The 17,586-nt window shown below is 45.3% G+C and carries 15 protein-coding genes and 3 tRNA genes; 7 read left to right on the top strand and 11 right to left on the bottom strand.

Translation table 11 applies throughout. The features are described from left to right. The first annotated feature begins 1 nt into the window (after position 1). Together IUA53_RS14610 and IUA53_RS14615 are read left to right on the top strand one after the other, a co-directional pair. Complete coding sequence (locus tag IUA53_RS14610) at positions 2–997, top strand: peptide ABC transporter ATP-binding protein (protein WP_044446530.1); 996 nt, start codon at positions 2–4, stop codon at positions 995–997. Then, positions 994–1,803, top strand: a complete 810-nt coding sequence (locus IUA53_RS14615) for an ATP-binding cassette domain-containing protein (protein ID WP_196897306.1) — start codon at positions 994–996, stop codon at positions 1,801–1,803. Before IUA53_RS14610 ends, IUA53_RS14615 begins: the two co-directional genes overlap by 4 nt. A 140-nt stretch (positions 1,804–1,943) precedes the next feature. Here the strand turns inward: IUA53_RS14615 and IUA53_RS14620 are convergent, their stop codons facing one another. The 9 genes from IUA53_RS14620 to IUA53_RS14660 form a co-directional block, all read right to left on the bottom strand. Next, positions 1,944–3,074, bottom strand: coding sequence for a sodium ion-translocating decarboxylase subunit beta (locus IUA53_RS14620; protein WP_196897307.1), 1,131 nt, complete (start codon positions 3,072–3,074; stop codon positions 1,944–1,946). A 3-nt stretch (positions 3,075–3,077) separates the two neighbouring features. Further along, positions 3,078–4,868: a sodium-extruding oxaloacetate decarboxylase subunit alpha gene (gene oadA / locus IUA53_RS14625; RefSeq protein ID WP_196897308.1), complete on the bottom strand. Its 1,791-nt coding sequence runs from the start codon at positions 4,866–4,868 to the stop codon at positions 3,078–3,080. 14 nt (positions 4,869–4,882) lie between these two features. Continuing rightward, on the bottom strand, positions 4,883–5,143 hold the full coding sequence (locus IUA53_RS14630) for an OadG family protein (RefSeq protein ID WP_044056377.1): 261 nt from the start codon (positions 5,141–5,143) through the stop codon (positions 4,883–4,885). Between the two features lie 303 nt (positions 5,144–5,446). After that, a tRNA-Arg gene (locus tag IUA53_RS14635) sits at positions 5,447–5,523 on the bottom strand. A gap of 53 nt (positions 5,524–5,576) precedes the next feature. Beyond that, a tRNA-Arg gene (locus tag IUA53_RS14640) sits at positions 5,577–5,653 on the bottom strand. Between the two features lie 37 nt (positions 5,654–5,690). Beyond that, positions 5,691–5,781: transfer RNA gene (locus tag IUA53_RS14645), tRNA-Ser, on the bottom strand. A 300-nt stretch (positions 5,782–6,081) separates the two neighbouring features. Further along, complete coding sequence (gene csrA, locus IUA53_RS14650) at positions 6,082–6,273, bottom strand: carbon storage regulator CsrA (protein ID WP_044056376.1); 192 nt, start codon at positions 6,271–6,273, stop codon at positions 6,082–6,084. 133 nt (positions 6,274–6,406) lie between these two features. After that, the gene (gene alaS / locus IUA53_RS14655; protein WP_044056375.1) at positions 6,407–9,004 is read right to left on the bottom strand and encodes an alanine--tRNA ligase; all 2,598 of its coding nucleotides are present in this window, start codon (positions 9,002–9,004) and stop codon (positions 6,407–6,409) included. Positions 9,005–9,189: 185 nt separating this feature from the next. Further along, positions 9,190–9,639 carry a regulatory protein RecX gene (locus IUA53_RS14660; RefSeq protein WP_196897309.1) on the bottom strand — a complete coding sequence of 150 codons (450 nt, stop codon included), beginning with the start codon at positions 9,637–9,639 and terminating at the stop codon, positions 9,190–9,192. Between the two features lie 98 nt (positions 9,640–9,737). Here IUA53_RS14660 and IUA53_RS20400 point away from each other — a divergent pair, with 98 nt between their 5' ends. The 3 genes from IUA53_RS20400 to IUA53_RS14670 are packed head-to-tail and all read left to right on the top strand — an operon-like array spanning position 9,738 to position 13,061. Further along, on the top strand, positions 9,738–10,091 hold the full coding sequence (locus IUA53_RS20400) for a peptidogalycan biosysnthesis protein (RefSeq protein WP_269748604.1): 354 nt from the start codon (positions 9,738–9,740) through the stop codon (positions 10,089–10,091). Beyond that, positions 10,000–10,974 (top strand): GNAT family N-acetyltransferase, encoded by a 975-nt coding sequence (locus IUA53_RS14665; protein ID WP_269748605.1) that lies wholly within the window; start codon positions 10,000–10,002, stop codon positions 10,972–10,974. The genes IUA53_RS20400 and IUA53_RS14665 overlap by 92 nt, the downstream gene beginning before the upstream one ends. Then, entirely contained in the window at positions 10,971–13,061 is a 2,091-nt protein-coding gene (locus IUA53_RS14670; protein WP_044446520.1) for a M13 family metallopeptidase, read from the top strand. Before IUA53_RS14665 ends, IUA53_RS14670 begins: the two co-directional genes overlap by 4 nt. Before the next feature lie 109 nt (positions 13,062–13,170). Here IUA53_RS14670 and IUA53_RS14675 read toward each other — a convergent pair whose 3' ends face one another. Together IUA53_RS14675 and IUA53_RS14680 are read right to left on the bottom strand one after the other, a co-directional pair. Then, positions 13,171–14,808 (bottom strand): SulP family inorganic anion transporter, encoded by a 1,638-nt coding sequence (locus IUA53_RS14675; protein WP_196897310.1) that lies wholly within the window; start codon positions 14,806–14,808, stop codon positions 13,171–13,173. A gap of 11 nt (positions 14,809–14,819) precedes the next feature. Then, positions 14,820–15,473: a carbonic anhydrase gene (locus tag IUA53_RS14680; RefSeq protein ID WP_044056371.1), complete on the bottom strand. Its 654-nt coding sequence runs from the start codon at positions 15,471–15,473 to the stop codon at positions 14,820–14,822. A gap of 140 nt (positions 15,474–15,613) precedes the next feature. Between IUA53_RS14680 and IUA53_RS14685 the strand changes: the two genes are divergently transcribed. Both IUA53_RS14685 and IUA53_RS14690 read left to right on the top strand, forming a co-directional pair. Next, a complete protein-coding gene (locus IUA53_RS14685; protein ID WP_044056370.1) occupies positions 15,614–16,564 on the top strand; it encodes a hydrogen peroxide-inducible genes activator in 951 nt (316 codons plus the stop codon). A 103-nt stretch (positions 16,565–16,667) separates the two neighbouring features. Next, complete coding sequence (locus IUA53_RS14690; protein ID WP_044056369.1) at positions 16,668–17,549, top strand: LysR family transcriptional regulator; 882 nt, start codon at positions 16,668–16,670, stop codon at positions 17,547–17,549. Positions 17,550–17,586: the final 37 nt, after the last annotated feature.

Genomic DNA, 17,586 nt, shown 5'->3' on the forward strand with positions numbered 1-17,586 from the left:
TATGCCAATGCTTGATATAAAAAATCTCACGTTGGAGATGGTCAGTGGCGATACCAGTATCAAAGCGTTAGACAAAGTAAACTTATCAGTAAGCAGTGGCGAAATTCGCGCGCTTGTTGGGGAGTCGGGCTCTGGTAAGAGTTTAATTGTATCGGCAATATGCGGAGCCCTTCCCGCTCAGTGGCAACTGACAGCGGATAGAATGAGCTGGAAAGGCGAAAACCTGCTGGGTATGTCTAAACAGCAGCGTCGAGAAGTGATGCGTCGTGAAATTGCCGTGGTTTTCCAGAACCCCCAAGCCAGTTTAGACCCCTCAGCCACCCTCGGCGAACAGCTAGAAGAAAGTATTCCTAGCGAATTTGTAAAAGGAAGCTGGTTTTGGCAACGGGCACAGCACAGAAAGAAAATTGCGATTAGCACCGTGCACAAGGTGGGCATAAAACACCACAAGCATTATCTCAATGCTTACCCCCACCAAATTCCAAGCGATATTGGGCAGAAGTTCATGATTGCTATGGCGTTAGTGTCTCAACCTCAATTGTTGATTGCAGATGATCCCACTCGCGGCATGGAGCCCACTACCAAAACACAGATTCTGAAGTTACTCACACGATTAAATCAAACCCGCTCTTTAAGTATTTTATTTGTGAGTCATGACTTATTAGCCATCGCAAGCATGTCTCATTCAATGACGGTACTCTACGCTGGGCAAACAGTGGAAGCCGGAAAAATGAAACATTTAAAAAAGCGGCCACTGCACCCGTATACCAAAGCGCTTTTAGATAGTGCACCTAGTTTTAGAAAAGACTTGCCGCCCAAATCAGAGCTTCCCACGTTAGAAGGGTCTATTCCTACGTTACAGCATTTGCCGATTGGATGTCGTTTGGGTCCACGTTGCCCACGCGCACAACGGGCGTGTGTGTCTACACCCAGTGTAAGACGGATTCACGACCATACTTACAGTTGTCACTTCCCACTACATATGGAGAAGTTATGACAGACATTATGGATGTAAGAGGGTTAACCTTTTACCACAACGATAAAAAGCGCTGGTTAAAGAAACCGGAGATATTTCAATTAGGGCCGGTATCGTTAACCGTTAAACGTGGGGAAACCATTGCTATTATTGGTGAAAACCGCGCGGGAAAATCGTTACTGGCTAAATTATTAGTTGGAGCAATACCCGCAGATGCTGGTGAAATCGTGCTTAATAGTCATAAATACTTAGCCAAGTACAATAAACAAGAAACGCAAAAAAAACGTACTCACGATATTCGAATGATATTACAACATAGCAGCGAGTCTATGAACCCTGCTATTCCCGTGGGCAAGATCTTAGATGAACCCTTGCGTTTAAACACGTCATTAACTGAAACGCAGCGTAAAGCTTTAATTGAAGAAACCTTAACTAAAGTGGGTTTGCTGCGGGAACACTATTACTTTTACAGGCATATGCTTTCTGATGGCCAACAGCAGCGCGTTTCCTTGGCGCGAGCTATTATGCTTAAACCCAAAGTGCTGGTCGCCGATGAACCCTTTGCGGCGCTAGATCCATCTATTCGCTCACAAACGGTCAATCTTATTTTGCAACTTCAACAAGAATTAGGATTGGCGTTTATCTTTATCAGTCACAATTTAGGGATTGTGCGCCATATTGCCGATAGAATGATTGTCATGGAAAACGGGAATATCGTAGAAGAAGGTAAAACTGAAACCTTATTTCGCTGGCCCAAGCACCCTACAACAAAAAAAATGGTGCTTGCTTATCAATCGCTGGTTCCCCAACAGACCATCAGTGAGTAACTGATTAACGCACTAGGCTTTAATTCAACGGAACACACAATATTCGAAATATACGCAATAAAAATGCGGTTTGAGAAACTCAAACCGCATTAGGTGTGCGCATTAAAAACCATCTGACAGTGGTGCTAAGTTTGGCTCGTTTACCCCACTAGCGCGAGTAAAATACCCGCGGCGACAGCCGAGCCCAGTACGCCCGCCACATTCGGCCCCATAGCGTGCATCAAAAGGAAGTTATGCGGGTTAGATTCTAGCCCTACTTTATTCACCACTCGTGCAGCCATAGGCACAGCGGATACGCCAGCAGCACCAATAAGGGGGTTAATGGCTTCCTTACTTAGTTTAGCCATGAGTTTCGCCATCAGTACCCCTGCGGCCGTTCCGATGGCGAATGCCACCGCACCTAACCCCAAAATACCGAGCGTTTCTACCGTTAAAAACTTGTCGGCTGAAAGTTTTGACCCCACAGCCAAACCAAGAAATATGGTCACCGTATTAATCAGTTCGTTTTGAGCAGTATTGCTTAACCTATCAACAACACCACACTCCTTCATTAGGTTACCAAAGCAAAACATCCCTACGAGAGGCGTCGCTGACGGCAAAAACAAAATAGTGAGAAACAGCACGGCAAGGGGAAAAATAATTTTCTCTCGCTTTGACACTGGGCGAAGTTGCGCCATTTCTATTTTTCGTTCTTCTTTATTCGTTAGCGCCTTCATAATAGGAGGCTGAATAATGGGTACTAACGCCATGTATGAATAGGCTGCCACGGCAATGGCTCCGAGTAGATCTGGCGCCAGCCTAGACGCTAAAAATATCGCAGTGGGCCCGTCGGCGCCGCCGATTATAGCAATGGCACTGGCATCTTTTAGGGTAAATTCAAACCCAGGGACAAGATTAAGTGCAATAGCACCAAACAAGGTAGCAAAAATCCCGAATTGGGCGGCCGCCCCGAGTAGCAACATACGAGGGTTGGCAATGAGGGCGCCAAAGTCCGTCATTGCACCCACTCCCATAAAAATAAGCAACGGGAAGACCCCCGTATCTATGCCTATTTTATAGATGTAGTGCAACAAGCCTCCCGCTTCCGAAAAACCGGCTAGAGGAATATTGGTCAGCAAGGCACCAAAACCAATTGGAATTAATAGCAAAGGCTCAAATTTTTTCACTATGGCTAAATACAGGAGTACAAAGCCCACCGCCATCATGATTAACTGGCCGCCTTCAAAGTGGGCTAATGCTGTGCTGTCCCACAGCACCGAAAACTTATCCATGCACTACCCCAACATTATCAAAGGCTGACCACTGGTGATGCTATCGCCTTCACCCACACACACATCACTGACAGTGCCTGTAAAGGCTGAACGAATTTCAGTTTCCATTTTCATCGCTTCGATAATCATGACCACATCGCCTTCTGACACCGCGTCTCCGGCACGCACAAGAACTTTAAACACGTTTCCTGCTAGCGGTGCATTAATTGACTGCTCATTTCCTGCTGGCGCTGCTGTAGACGCATTTTGTGGCGCAGCCGGTGCTGGAGCAACATGAGTGAGTTCACCAGACGGTGCCACTTGGACATGATAACGCTTTCCGTCCACACTGACGTCGTACGCTGCGGCTGAACCAGAAGTAGGTTGAGAGGCCGCTGAAGTATCTGTCACTTGCGTTGGCGCCTCTTGCCCTGGCGCTGGCTCAAAGGCGTCTGGATTGCCTCTGTTTTCCAAAAATTTTAAGCCTATTTGAGGAAACAGAGCATAGGTGAGAATATCGTCAATTTTTTCGTTGCTTAATGAGATAGATTTTGTACTGGCTAGTGCGGTAAGTTCTTTCTCTAAACTGTCTAATTCAGGCGCAATATTATCGGCTGGACGACATGTTATTGGGCTGTTGCCATCTAACACGCGGGCTTGAAGTTCAGCATTGACTGGCGCTGCTGTCGCACCGTATTCACCTTTAAGGACCCCAGCCGTTTCTTTCGTAATACTCTTATAGCGCTCACCAGTGAGTACATTTAATACTGATTGTGTACCCACAATTTGCGACGTCGGTGTTACCAGAGGAATGAAGCCAAGATCTTCTCTTACACGGGGAATTTCTTTCAATACTTCTTCAAACTTGTCTTCAGCGCCCTGCTCTTTTAGCTGGCTTTCCATATTGGTTAACATGCCACCTGGCACTTGCGCCAATAAAATTCGAGCATCAACCCCTTTGAGGCTGCCTTCAAATTTACTGTATTTTTTGCGCACTTCCCTAAAGTAACTAGCGATTTCTTCAAGGTGAGGCAAAGAGAGACCTGTATCTCTTTCGGTACCTTCTACTATAGACACCATGGTTTCTGTTGCCGTATGACCATAGGTCATACTCATCGATGAGATAGCGGTATCCAGCATATCTATACCAGCATCAATGGCTTTCTGGTAAGTGGCTGTACTTAATCCGGTGGTTGCATGACACTGCATAGCAATAGGCACCTTCACCGTTTCCTTTAGGCCGCTAATTAGGGCTTCACAATCGTAAGGCTTAAGAAGGCCAGCCATGTCTTTCACACAAATAGAGTGAACCCCCATGTCTTCCAGCTGTTTAGCCATATCGAGCCAAAGTTGCAGATTGTGAACAGGGCTTACCGTGTAGGAAATCGTTCCTTGTGCATGGGCACCGCAGTCTACTGTTGCCTTTATTGCTGTTTCGAGATTTCGCATGTCATTCATGGCATCGAAAATTCGAAAAACATCTACCCCATTTTCGTGAGCGCGCTCAACAAAGCGAGTCACCACGTCGTCAGCATAATGACGATACCCCAATAGATTTTGCCCGCGTAAAAGCATTTGTTGCTTGGTATTGGGCATAGCCGCCTTTAACTGCCTGATTCGCTCCCAAGGATCTTCTCCTAAATAACGAATACACGCGTCAAAAGTTGCGCCTCCCCACGATTCAACTGACCAGAAGCCAGCTTTATCTAATTTTTCAGCAATAGGTAACATATCCTCAATACGCATACGTGTGGCAAGTAGCGATTGATGGGCGTCACGCAATACTAGCTCGGTTAAGGCCAGTGGCTTAGACATGAGAACTCCTGATATTATTTTTTATTCGCTTGACGATGTGTGTGGACGGCCGCAGTAATAGCGGCAATAACATTCCCATCCACGCCAGGTTGTACTGCGCGACGAGGTTGCGGCTTTAATTCCTGAACGGATTCGCCAGGAAAGGCTTCACAAAATTTTGCAATCAGGTGAACACCAACGATAAGTAGGCCTAAAAATGCGAACACAAAAAGCATTCCAATAAGCATCAGTGAGCCTGCTTCTATGAGCAAGTTAGAAACTGATCCTGAATCCATGGGTAAACCCTTTTAATGAATAGTGCAGAATAAGTACCATGGTGAGAAAATAAACACAACTCCCTAAGATAATTAACTGAATAATTAACGGTATTTATGCACATTTCTATAGATTAAATATATTTTTATGCGATATGAATTAATAAAGACCCGTATTGATAGGTATGTACTAAGCACACTCTATTGACCCAGCTGAGTACGCAGAAATACAGGGCGACAGTAAAAAGTTAGCAAGAAAAGGAAGATAAGCACGAAGAGGCAGAGATAAAAAAACCCCACCTCAATGAGGTGGGCTTTCTTATATGGCGCGTGTGGAAGGATTCGAACCTCCGACCGCCTGGTTCGTAGCCAGGTACTCTATCCAGCTGAGCTACACACGCGTTAACTTGTATACTTTTGGATTTTACACCAAAAGGTGACGCTTTAAAATAAGTGGCGCGTGTGGAAGGATTCGAACCTCCGACCGCCTGGTTCGTAGCCAGGTACTCTATCCAGCTGAGCTACACACGCGCAAAACAAATTGTTGATCGCCACTACCAACGAATAATGGCGGAGAGGGAGGGATTCGAACCCTCGATACGCGTAATGCGTATGGTTCCTTAGCAGGGAACTGGTTTCAGCCACTCACCCACCTCTCCTTGAGTGCGGGGTGCATTTTACGGATTCATTGGCCGGAGTCAAACCTTTTTTAGAAAGAAAATGACTGTACGCTGGCATTTTAAACGATTTGTTTAAAAAACACATTTTTTGTACGAAGAACAAACGAATTATTCGTCCTATGCGCCTAGGGCGATAGGTTATCCATGGCTAATTAAATGCCTCCGTATAAGGATAATTGAATAACCCACGTAAATGCTTTGGTTTGCCGAGTATAAGGCGAAGCGTGTTAGACACAAAAAAGGCCAGCATTGCTGGCCTTTTTCGTTCCAAGATATGACTTATTCAGCAGCGTCAGACTGACCACCCTTTTCTGCTTGAATTCGCATATATATCTCTTCACGGTGCACAGAAACTTCTTTTGGTGCATTCACACCAATTCGAACCTGATTCCCTTTTACACCTAAGACAGTCACGGTCACATCGTCACCAACCATCAGTGTTTCACCAACTCGACGAGTCAAAATAAGCATTCGCTTGCTCCTGATCCTTAATTCTAAACCTATCCATAAACACTTCGCCAACACATCGGCACGACCCGATGAGGGCAACAGTGATTCCGTGTTTCTGTGTCACTTCAAAAACTCACTGCAGATTACGCGTTGATTATAGCTTATCTTCTAACCAAGCGTTAATCGAATCTAACGCCGCACTTAAGTTCTCTGGTTGTGAACCGCCAGCCTGAGCCATGTCAGGACGGCCACCGCCTTTACCACCTACTTGCGCAGCAACAAAGTTAACCAATTCTCCAGCTTTAACTTTGCTCGTAAGCCCTTTTGTTACACCGGCAATAAGGTTGACTTTATTATCACCAGCCACACCTAACACTACGATACCTTCACCAATTCGGTTCTTTATGTCATCCATCATGCTTCGCAGCGATTTAGACTCCACCCCTTCTAAATTGGCAATCAGTACCTTGGTGCCCTTTATCTCTATCACACTATTAAGCATATCAGCACCTTGCTGACTCGCCAGTTTTTGTTTCGCAGAATTCAGGGCTTTTTCTAGTTCTTTAGTATGATTTTGTAGGGAAATTATACGTTCGACTACATTTTGTACATCCGATTTTAGCAACCCTGAGACTTCAGACAGCATAGATTGCTGTTTCTGAACATAAGCAATAGCATGTTCTCCGGTGACAGCTTCTATTCGGCGAACCCCTGATGCGATGCCCGCTTCTGTGACAATTTTAAATAAGCCAATCTCGCCGGTGCTCTTCACGTGGGTGCCCCCACATAACTCTACAGAGAAAGGTCCCATCGTCACGACCCGAACTTTCTCATCATACTTTTCACCAAACAACGCCATTGCACCCGACGCTTTTGCCTCATCAAGTTCCATAAGCTCTGTTTTGAGTACATGATTCGCGCGAACTTCTTCGTTCACACGGCGCTCGACTTGCGCTATTTGCTCTGTGGTCATGGCTTCAAAATGCGAGAAATCAAAACGCATACGTTGCGCTTCTACTAACGAGCCTTTTTGCGTCACGTGCTCACCCAAGATCTCTCTTAGCGCGGCATGCAAAAGGTGTGTGGCACTGTGATTTTTCTTCACCGCCTCGCGGTTGCTATTATCGATAGCCGCCGATGCCTTATCACCTTTATTAATGACGCCCTTGACTTTTCCTTTGTGAGCAAAGGCGTTACCCATTTTTTGAGTGTCGGTGACAATGAATTCACCCTTCGCTACGCGCAACACGCCTTTATCGCCAGATTGACCACCGCTTTCTGCGTAAAAGGGCGTTTGATCTAGTACGACGACGCCTTCTTGCCCATCGGCAAGTGAATCACAAAACGCGTTGTCAGCAATGAGCTCAACGACGTTCGCTTCACCTTCTACCTCGGTGTAGCCCGTAAATGAGGTTTGATGTTCAACCGCTAACTTACTGTTGTAATCTGCACCAAAGCTACTGGCTTGTTGTGCACGTTCTCGTTGAGCCTGCATTGCAGCCTCAAAACCAGCTTCATCTATTTTAAGGTCGTGTTCGCGGGCAACGTCATTGGTTAAATCGGTAGGGAAGCCATAGGTATCGTAAAGCTTAAAGACCACATCACCAGGAATGGTGTCACCTTCAAGGGCGTCAAGGGTATCATTAAGCATCGCCATACCCCGTGCTAAGGTCTTACTAAACTGCTCTTCTTCTACACGTAGTACTTTTTCAACAACGGGTCGCTGATCAACCAGTTCAGGATAAGCTGCCCCCATTTCTTTACTTAGCGCCTCAACTAATTTGTAGAAGAAAATATCTTGCGCACCCATCTTATAACCATGACGTACGGCACGGCGAATAATACGGCGAAGTACGTAACCTCGCCCTTCATTTGACGGCATAACACCATCGCAAATAAGGAAGCTGCAAGAACGAATATGGTCAGCAATAACGCGCAAAGATTTATTTTCTAAATCTTGAGTTCCAACAATATCAGCAGAGGCTTTAATTAAGTTTTGGAAAAGGTCAATTTCATAGTTGCTGTGCACATTTTGCAAGATAGCCGATATACGCTCTAGCCCCATCCCCGTATCAATGGATGGCTTAGGTAGTGGCTCCATAGTGCCATCGGCTTGCTTATTATACTGCATGAAAACCAGATTCCATATTTCTATGAACCGATCGCCATCTTCTTCTGGTGTTCCAGGAGGGCCGCCCCAAATATGCGCGCCGTGATCATAAAATATCTCGGAGCAAGGTCCACATGGGCCGGTATCACCCATAGACCAGAAGTTATCAGATGTACTGATACGAATGATTTTTTCTTTCGGTACGCCAATGTGGTTTTCCCAAATATCAAACGCCTCATCATCTTCTGAATACACGGTAACAAGCAGCTTTTCTTTAGGTAATTGAATCTCTTTAGTGAGGAAATTCCACGCAAATTCAATGGCTTCTTTTTTGAAGTAATCGCCGAAACTAAAGTTACCAAGCATTTCAAAGAAGGTGTGGTGACGGGCGGTGTAACCTACATTTTCTAAATCGTTGTGTTTACCACCAGCCCGAACGCAACGCTGAGAAGAAACCGCTCGGGTGTAGCTTCGTTGCTCTGTACCCAAAAACGTGTCTTTAAATTGGTTCATGCCTGCGTTAGTAAAGAGAAGCGTTGGATCATCTGCCGGCACCAGAGACGAGCTTGCCACCGCCTGGTGACCATGACTTTTAAAATAATCGATAAACTTTTGGCGTAAGTCAGCAGTTGATAATGTCATTGAAAACCTAACTTCCTTAATTCAATTAATATAGAAATGCGTATCGGCAAATAGAAATCACATTCATTGCCCTCGCGGGTGTGCGCAACAATAGCATAATTGTCGCTTTTTTGTTAAGCCTAAGAGACCGAGAGCACGCATAAAAAGCCCGATAAAAGCACGATTGCTAACATCGAAAATAGGAATTACTCCCCTTTCACAGCAAATTCTATGTGTTCACTGTAGAAGCCTCGGTATTGTAAGAACTGCTTTTGCTTCATTGCGTATTTAAAGTCAGCTTCTCGACCTGCGCCAAATTTTTTCACTTTCACCTTAAGCGCGGCTTCAAACCAATCGGCCTCTATCTCTTGTATTGCTTTTTGTGCGTCATACTCGTTTACCCCATATTGTTGTAAATCGAGTTTAATTTTTCTCGGCCCCGCGCCTTTGTGATAAAGCGCCCTTGCTCTACTTTCGGCAAAGCGCTTATCACATTGAATGTTGGCCTCTCTGAATTCTTCCAATATGGGGATGAAGGCGTCACTTTCTATTCCCTTTTGCGAAAGTTTGCGACAAATTTCATCAAAACTATGTTCTCGTCTTGCAAGCATGCGAGTAATCGCGTCTGTAATGAACTTTCTATCGAAGTCTGACATTTTCTTAATAATGTCCCTACTCTATTTCTTTATTAGCTTGGTAGTATTGTACCCTCAACACTAGGGTGAAGCGCAATTAAGCGTAAAACATATATATAATGATGAGCTACGATATTCGTTTTGTTGAAAATATAGCTGACATAGGTCAATTACAATGGGATGCCTTGGCGAGTAACCACGGCCCGTTTCTTCGCTATGCCTTTTTACATGCTTTGGAAAACAGCGAAAGCTGCACCGCTGACACCGGTTGGCAACCACTTCATGTTGTGGTTAGAGATGGCCACGACATTATTGCGCTTATCCCCGGTTACGTAAAAACCCATAGTTATGGTGAATACGTGTTCGACCAAGGTTGGGCGAATGCTTACCATCAACACGGAATGGAGTATTACCCCAAGTGGGTATCAGCCATTCCTTTTACCCCCCGTGACGGGTTCTCGCGTGCTCGTTAAACAGGGCGTGGCAGTTTCATCACAATTAATACAGCAAGTGATAGATACACTTAAAGGTTATCATCACGAATGCCTATCTTCTGTGCACTGGCTTTTCCCGAATGACGCATGCACGCCGTTACTGGATAACGGGCAGCAGCTTTTAACGAGATACAGTGTACAGTTTCAATGGCATAACTATGATTATGAGAATTTCGACGCATTTTTGTCGGCGCTCACAGCTAGAAAAAGAAAAGAAATTAGGAAAACGCAAAAACGCCACCAACAAAGTGGCATTACCTTTACCCATGCCACAGGCACGGAGATATCCTCAGCCATTCTTGACTGCTTTATCGCGTGCTATCAGGCGACCTATTTGAAAAGAAGCGGCCATCTTGGCTACTTAAACAAAGCCTTCTTTTATGCCCTTTTCAATAGCATGGCTGACAATATGCTGATTGTCACAGCGCTTAGCCATGAGCGCCCCATCGCGAGTGCATTGTTTTTTTACGATGAAACTGGGCTGTATGGCAGATATTGGGGAGCACTAGAAGACGTAGACGGGTTACACTTCGCCACCTGTTACTTTGAGGGCATTGCGTTTGCCATTAACCGAAAACTCCCTTTATTTAATCCTGGAACCCAAGGCGAGCACAAAATTTTAAGAGGTTTCGAACCCATCTATTGTCAGTCTGCACATCAACTTTTTCACCCTGCGTTTCATGACGCTGTAGCACAATTTTTACGCCAAGAAACGCCTCAAATCATAGATTATTTCAATCAAGCTAAAAATGTTTTACCTTTTAACAGTCATTTTGCACCAAAACTTAAAACGACAATGGTGTCTTCGCCTTCCACCACGGTGGAAGCAGATACCCACAACAACAATGAGAAAATAAAATGAAGAAAACCTTACTTGCCGCCACCATTGCGGCGTCTCTTGGGCTAATAGGTTGTAGCCAACCTGAAAACACAGAAAAAAGCGTTGCTGACAAAGCGGCAATGATGGACGCGCAAAATGCCGAGTTGAATCAAGCTGAGCTCGGCTCCTTCGGTGTAGATTTAAGTGCGCGCAACGAAGCCATAAAACCTGGTGATGAATTCTTCATGTATGCCAGTGGTACTTGGTACGATAATTATGAACTCCCTGCAGACAAAACCCGCTACGGAGCCTTTACAGCGCTCGCTGAACGAAGCGAGGAACGGGTGAAGAATATTGTTGATGGTCTACTTGAAAAAGAAACCCTGAATGACGAAGAAAAGCTTGTTCACGACTTTTTCGTTTCCTACATGGACACGGACGCCATTAACGAAAAAGGCTTAAGCCCAATTTCAGATGTTCTTACCACTATTGGCAACATTTCTACGCAAAAAGACCTAACTGAAGTGTTCGGGAATGCTTGGCTCACTGGTGCCAGTTCCCCTATTAATAGCGGTATGTGGTACAACCGTCTAGACCCCAATGAATACCAATTAAGTGTGGGTGTGGGCGGTTTAGGCCTTCCTGACAGAGACTACTATTTAAGTGACGATGAGCGCTTTGTGAAGATTCGCGAAGCCTATGAGGCGCATATCGCACAAATGCTAGGGTTTGCGAAAGTTGAGAATCCGGAAGAAAAAGCAGCGGAAATCTTGGCCTTAGAAACTGAAATTGCAAACGTGCAATGGCCACGGGAAAAACGTCGTGACAGAGATTTAACCTTAAATCAAATTGAGCGCGCAAAACTGTCTGATGATTATCCTAATTTTGACTGGGATACCTACTTTGCTCAAACAGGCTATAAAGTCCCCGAGCTGAATATTAGCCAACCTGAGCCTGTTAAGGCGGTGATTGAAATTATTAATGACACGGCCTTAGATAAGTGGAAGTCATACTTAACTTACCATACGATAAAAAATAACGCGGGCTTGTTATCAGAAGATATTTATCTCGCCAATTTTGACTTTTACGGCACAACATTAAGCGGGCAACAAGAGCCCCGCCCTCGTTGGAAACGCGCTGTAAGCCAAATGTCGGGGACGCAATCTTTAGGGTTTGCTATTGGTAAGATTTACGTCAACGAGTATTTCCCGGAAAGCTCTAAAACCCAAATGGCTGAGTTAGTTGAAAACCTGCGTACCGCACTGGGTCAACGCATCGACAACTTAGATTGGATGAGTGAAGAAACCAAGGTTAACGCAAAAGAAAAATTAATGGCATTTCGTCCTAAAATTGGTTACCCCGATACGTGGCAATCTTTTGAGGGTCTGACCATCGAAAGTGATGATCTTATTGGCAATGTCAGAAATCTACGTGAATTCTTCCACCAACAATCGATTGAGAAAGAGTTAGAGAAAACTGATAGAGAACGTTGGAGTATGACTCCACAGCGTGTTAACGCGTATTACAACAGTTCATTTAACGAAATTGTTTTCCCTGCCGCTATCTTACAACCCCCATTTTTCGATCCAAATGCGGATCCAGCTGTGAATTACGGTGCTATTGGCGCAGTCATTGGGCATGAAATGGGTCATGGTTTTGATGACCAAGGCTCTAAATCCGATGCCCACGGTATTCAGCGTAACTGGTGGACAGACGCAGATCGTGCCGCATTTGAAGCGAAAGCAGATAAACTGGTTGCTCAGTACAATGCGTATTCACCGATTGAAGGTAACTTTGTTAATGGGCGCAATAGCCTAGGCGAGAATATTGGCGATGTAGGCGGTTTAGCCATGGCTTATCACGCTTACAAACTCAGCCTAAATGGAGAAGAAGCACCGGTTATAGATGGCCTTACTGGCGACCAGCGATTCTTTTTAGCATGGGCACAGGTTTGGCGTGAAAAACAAACCGAGCAGAGCATGCTTAATCGTCTACGCTCAGGTACTCACGCGCCAAGTCGCTATCGCGCACTTGCACCACGTAACCATGATGCATGGTACGACGCGTTTAATGTTCAACCTGGTGACGCACTTTACTTAGCGCCAGAAGAACGTGTTCGTATTTGGTAACTTCATGGCATTGACATGAGTCAAACTAAGAAACCGCCCTAGAGGCGGTTTTTTTAGATGCTATAAAAAAGCCCTCTTGCGAGGGCTAAAAAGGGAACGCGTCAATTAATTACGATTGCTTAGCGGCTTGAAAGCGGTGATTAGCGCTATCAGTTCCGGCTACTTGCTTTTCTGCATATACGAGAGCTTCGTGTAGCGTTTCAAAAGCAACAATTTCTGGATGGTGTGCATTGATGCTTTCAAGTACCTTGTTCACATCCACATTCGCACCACAGATAACCAATTTTCTGCCAGCGGCTAATGCATCAGAGGTCACGGTTTCTACCGCCATAGCAGCTGAGACGTCCATAGTCGGAACGCGACTAAAATCTAAAATAGTCACTTTAGAACCTGGCTTAACTTGTTCACGAACATGGTGACCTACATCTGCGGCTGCACCGAAACTTAATGGACCGCCAAAACTAAAGATAGACACTTTATCTTTTAGCTTTTCAAGCAATGCATTTTCCTCAGGGTCATTCAACGCTTCTGGGATCTTTTTAAGTTCTTCAATTTGCAACTGCGCAATTTGTTTAACATACGCTAACGCAGCAAACACAACGCCCACACCTACAGCGGTAATAAGGTCAACAAAAACCGTTAAACCCAGAACCGTAAGCATAAGTGCGAAGTCCCAACGTGGACCTTTGTGGGCACGTTTTAAGTAACTCCAATCGATGATATCTAATCCAACTTTCACCAAGATACCAGCCAGTACAGCATGAGGAATTTGCGCCGCAAGAGGACTCAACCCAAGAACAATCGCTAGCAATACAAGTGCGTGTATCATGCCAGAAAGGTTATATTTACCACCACTACGAATGTTCACCACCGTACGCATAGTGGCACCAGCCCCCGCAATACCACCGATTAAACCGGCAAATGTATTACCAATACCTTGGCCAATAAGCTCTTTATTGCTGTCGTGACGGGTACGCGTCATGTTGTCTGCTACCAACGAGGTAAGCAAGCTATCAATTGCCCCTAGCACGGCAAGAATAAATGCGGCTTCTAATATAAGCAGTGCTTTACTTTGATCAAACACAGGAAGATGCAAGCTAGGTAAGCCAGTAGGAATTGCGCCTAAAACTGGCACACTCAAGGCTAGGCTAACAAGAGTACCAATGATCAGTGCAGCGAGTGCGCCTGGTACATATTTACCTAATGAAGGCGGCCATTTATAAGCAATTACAAGGGTACCCAAGCCCAGTGCAAGAGTGGCAAAATTGATATCGGCAAGTGCCGTCGGTAGGTAGCTCAACGCGCCTATTGTTCCGCCCGGAGGCTCATGCCCCAGTAAACGACCAAGTTGCAGAATAATAATGATGGCACCAATGCCTGACATAAAGCCGGAGATGACCGGGTAAGGCACTAATCGAATGTATTGGCCCACACCTAAAAAGCCAAATGCAATTTGCATAAGGCCGGCGAGCATTACCGCTGTAAAAATAAGCGCAGCATCACCCGATAAGCTGGCGAATAAGCCTGCTAATACAACCACCATTGGGCCTGTAGGGCCAGATATTTGAGAGGGCGTGCCGCCAAAAAGGGCAGCAAAGAAACCCACAGCTATTGCACCATACAGCCCCGCAATAGGACCAAGACCAGATGCAACACCTAGGGCTAACGCCAGAGGCAAAGCAACAATACCGGCGGTTAAACCGCCAGTAATGTCGCCGCGTAAATTAGAAAAATTCAAGTTAACCATAAGATCAGTTCCTACTCAGTGCGCGCAAGTTGCGCTTCTGCGGCGGTTTGATCCATGGCTTTGAACTCACCAGTCTCATCGTTATAACAAAGCACGTCGCCGCTACCAATGTTGTACACCCATCCGTGCAGCTTTACTTGCCCAGTGGCCAATTTTGCCGCTACCGCTGGATGTGTTCTAAGGTGCTGAATCTGTTGAACAACGTTTTCTTTTGTGACCGCTTCTAGATGGTCAATTGACAAGTCGTGGGTGCCACAACGCTCTTTCACTACGTCAGTTGCCACGCGGCAATGACCTAGCCACTCTTTCACGTGAGGTAAAGCATCAAGGCCTTCAGGCTTAATAGCGCCCTTCATTGCGCCGCAGTCTGTATGGCCACAAACCACAATGTGAGATACGCCAAGTGCTGCGACAGCGAATTCAATTGAAGCTGTCATGCCACCGGTTTGATTACTGTGAGGAGGCACAATGTTACCTGCATTTCGGCAGATAAATAGCTCACCTGGGTCGGTTTGCGTGACAAGGTTAGGATCGATACGCGAATCAGAACACGTAATAAATAGCACTTCGGGGTTCTGACCGTTTGCTAATTTTTGGAATGTCGCCTTTTTGTTCGGGTACACTTCCTTTTGGAACTTTGCCACACCAGATATAACGTGATCCATAATATTCTCCAATATTTGTAATTATTGTGATTTTAAGTACATGCCAGTGTCACCTGATAGATTAATAGTTTAATATACCAACTCGTGATAGACATATACTATCACCCAACAATTGTATACGAATGTAGAGTAGGGCCGCCATGCAACTTAACGGGAAGAATCCGTCAATTAACCAAATTCGCTATTTTGTAACCGTTGCGAAATACCTAAGTTTTCGTCAAGCCGCTACTTTCTTAGGTATAAGCCAACCCACGCTCACCAGTCAAATAAATGCGCTGGAAAGCCATTTGGGTTTAGTGCTGTTCGAGCGATCTCGCACAGGCACCTTGTTATCAGCACAAGGCAAGCTTCTCTTTAACGCAGCGGAAGAAGTACTCGCGGCAAGTCAGCGTTTTAGTGAAACAGCAAGAGACTTAGCCGAAGGAGAAGTGGTGACGTACCGTCTGGGTATTCCTCCCACTCTTGGCCCTTACTTGCTGCCTCACGTGTTGCCTGAACTCCACAAGCAAAAGCCTGGGTTACGATTTTACGTACGAGAAGCCGCGCCCCAAGCACTGCAACATGGGCTTTTACATGGCGAATATGACCTTATTCTTTCGCCACTGGTGGGTGAGCATTCTCAGTTAATTAACCGGCCTCTATTTAAAGAGCCCCTTAAGTTTGTTATTCCTTCCGATCACCCCCTTGCAGGCAACGCGTTTGTTAAGCCGCATCAATTACGGGGTGAAAAAGTACTCACCCTTGAAGACCGTCATCACTTTCACCATCAGGTACAACACATTTGCGACAAAATAGGGGCAAGCTTACAACGAGACTACGAAGGCACCAGCTTAGATACCTTAAGGCAAATGGTGGTGATGGGGATGGGCGTGGCCTTTTTACCTGGCTTGTATATTCATTCAGAGTTACATCACCCTGAAGCTTTACACGTATGCGAAATTGATAGTATGCCCATTGAAAGGCAACACGCGTTAACTTGGCGAAATACAGCTCCCGATCGCCAAACCTTTCGAGAAATTAGCGAAATTATTCGCCATATTATCGCGACACGCCTCTCGGGCGCCGTAAAGATAGTAGGTTTAGACGATTAGGCTCTTAGCGCAGAACACGCCTTAGGTTATGTATCTCTGCCATTTTATATAAATGAAAAAAATGTTAACTTTACCTAAAAATCATGAATAGAATTCATAATGTATGATTGACCGTCACCACCTAAAAATTGTTCGCGCAATTGAAACACATGGCACCATGACTGAAGCGGCTAACGCTTTGTTTTTAACACAGTCGGCATTAAGCCATGCCATGAAAAAGGTAGAGAAAGATTTTGGCGTGCCCTTATGGCGAAAAGAAGGTAGACGCCTTGTACTCACGCAGGCAGGGAAAAGCTTGCTGAATTTAGCTCAGCGAGTTTTGCCTCAGTTTGAGCACACAGAGGCGCAGTTACGCCGTATGGCAGAAGGAAAGCAAGGCACACTTCGAATTGGTATGGAGTGTAACCCTTGTTTTGAATGGTTACTCAAAGTAGTGGCACCTTTTTTAAAGGCCTACCCTGATGTCGATGTGGATGTAAAGCGTGCGGTGACATTTGGGGGATTACAGGCGTTACATGGGTACGACATAGATATTTTGCTGACTCCCGATCCATTAGAACTTCCTTCAATTAGCTATAAAGGGGTATTTGATTACGAACAAGTGTTGGTCATGAACGCCCAGCACCCGTTAACGCAATACGACATAATAGAGCCAGAATATTTGGCGCATGAAACCCTCATTACTTACCCTGTGGAAGAAAGCCGGCTGGATATTTTTTCGCATTTTTTACACCCCGCCAATCGCACAGTGAAGCAACATAGACAAATAGAAACAACAGAAATCATTTTGCAAATGGTCGCCGCAGGGCGTGGTGTAACGGCACTGCCTAAATGGTTGATAGAGGAATCTAAGGACTACGCTAATTTAGCCTATCGTTCTTTAGGAAAGCAGGGGGTTCAAAAAACCCTCTATTTGGGGTATCGGAAAGAAGACGATCCTTTTCAGTTGGTGGATGCCTTTATACAGCTGGCAAGTCAGCCATAAACAAGGTGAAAACAGGAAAACCAAGGGTACCCTTGGT

The sequence above is a fragment of the Alteromonas sp. B31-7 genome, assembly GCF_015767655.1.
GTDB lineage: Bacteria > Pseudomonadota > Gammaproteobacteria > Enterobacterales > Alteromonadaceae > Alteromonas > Alteromonas australica.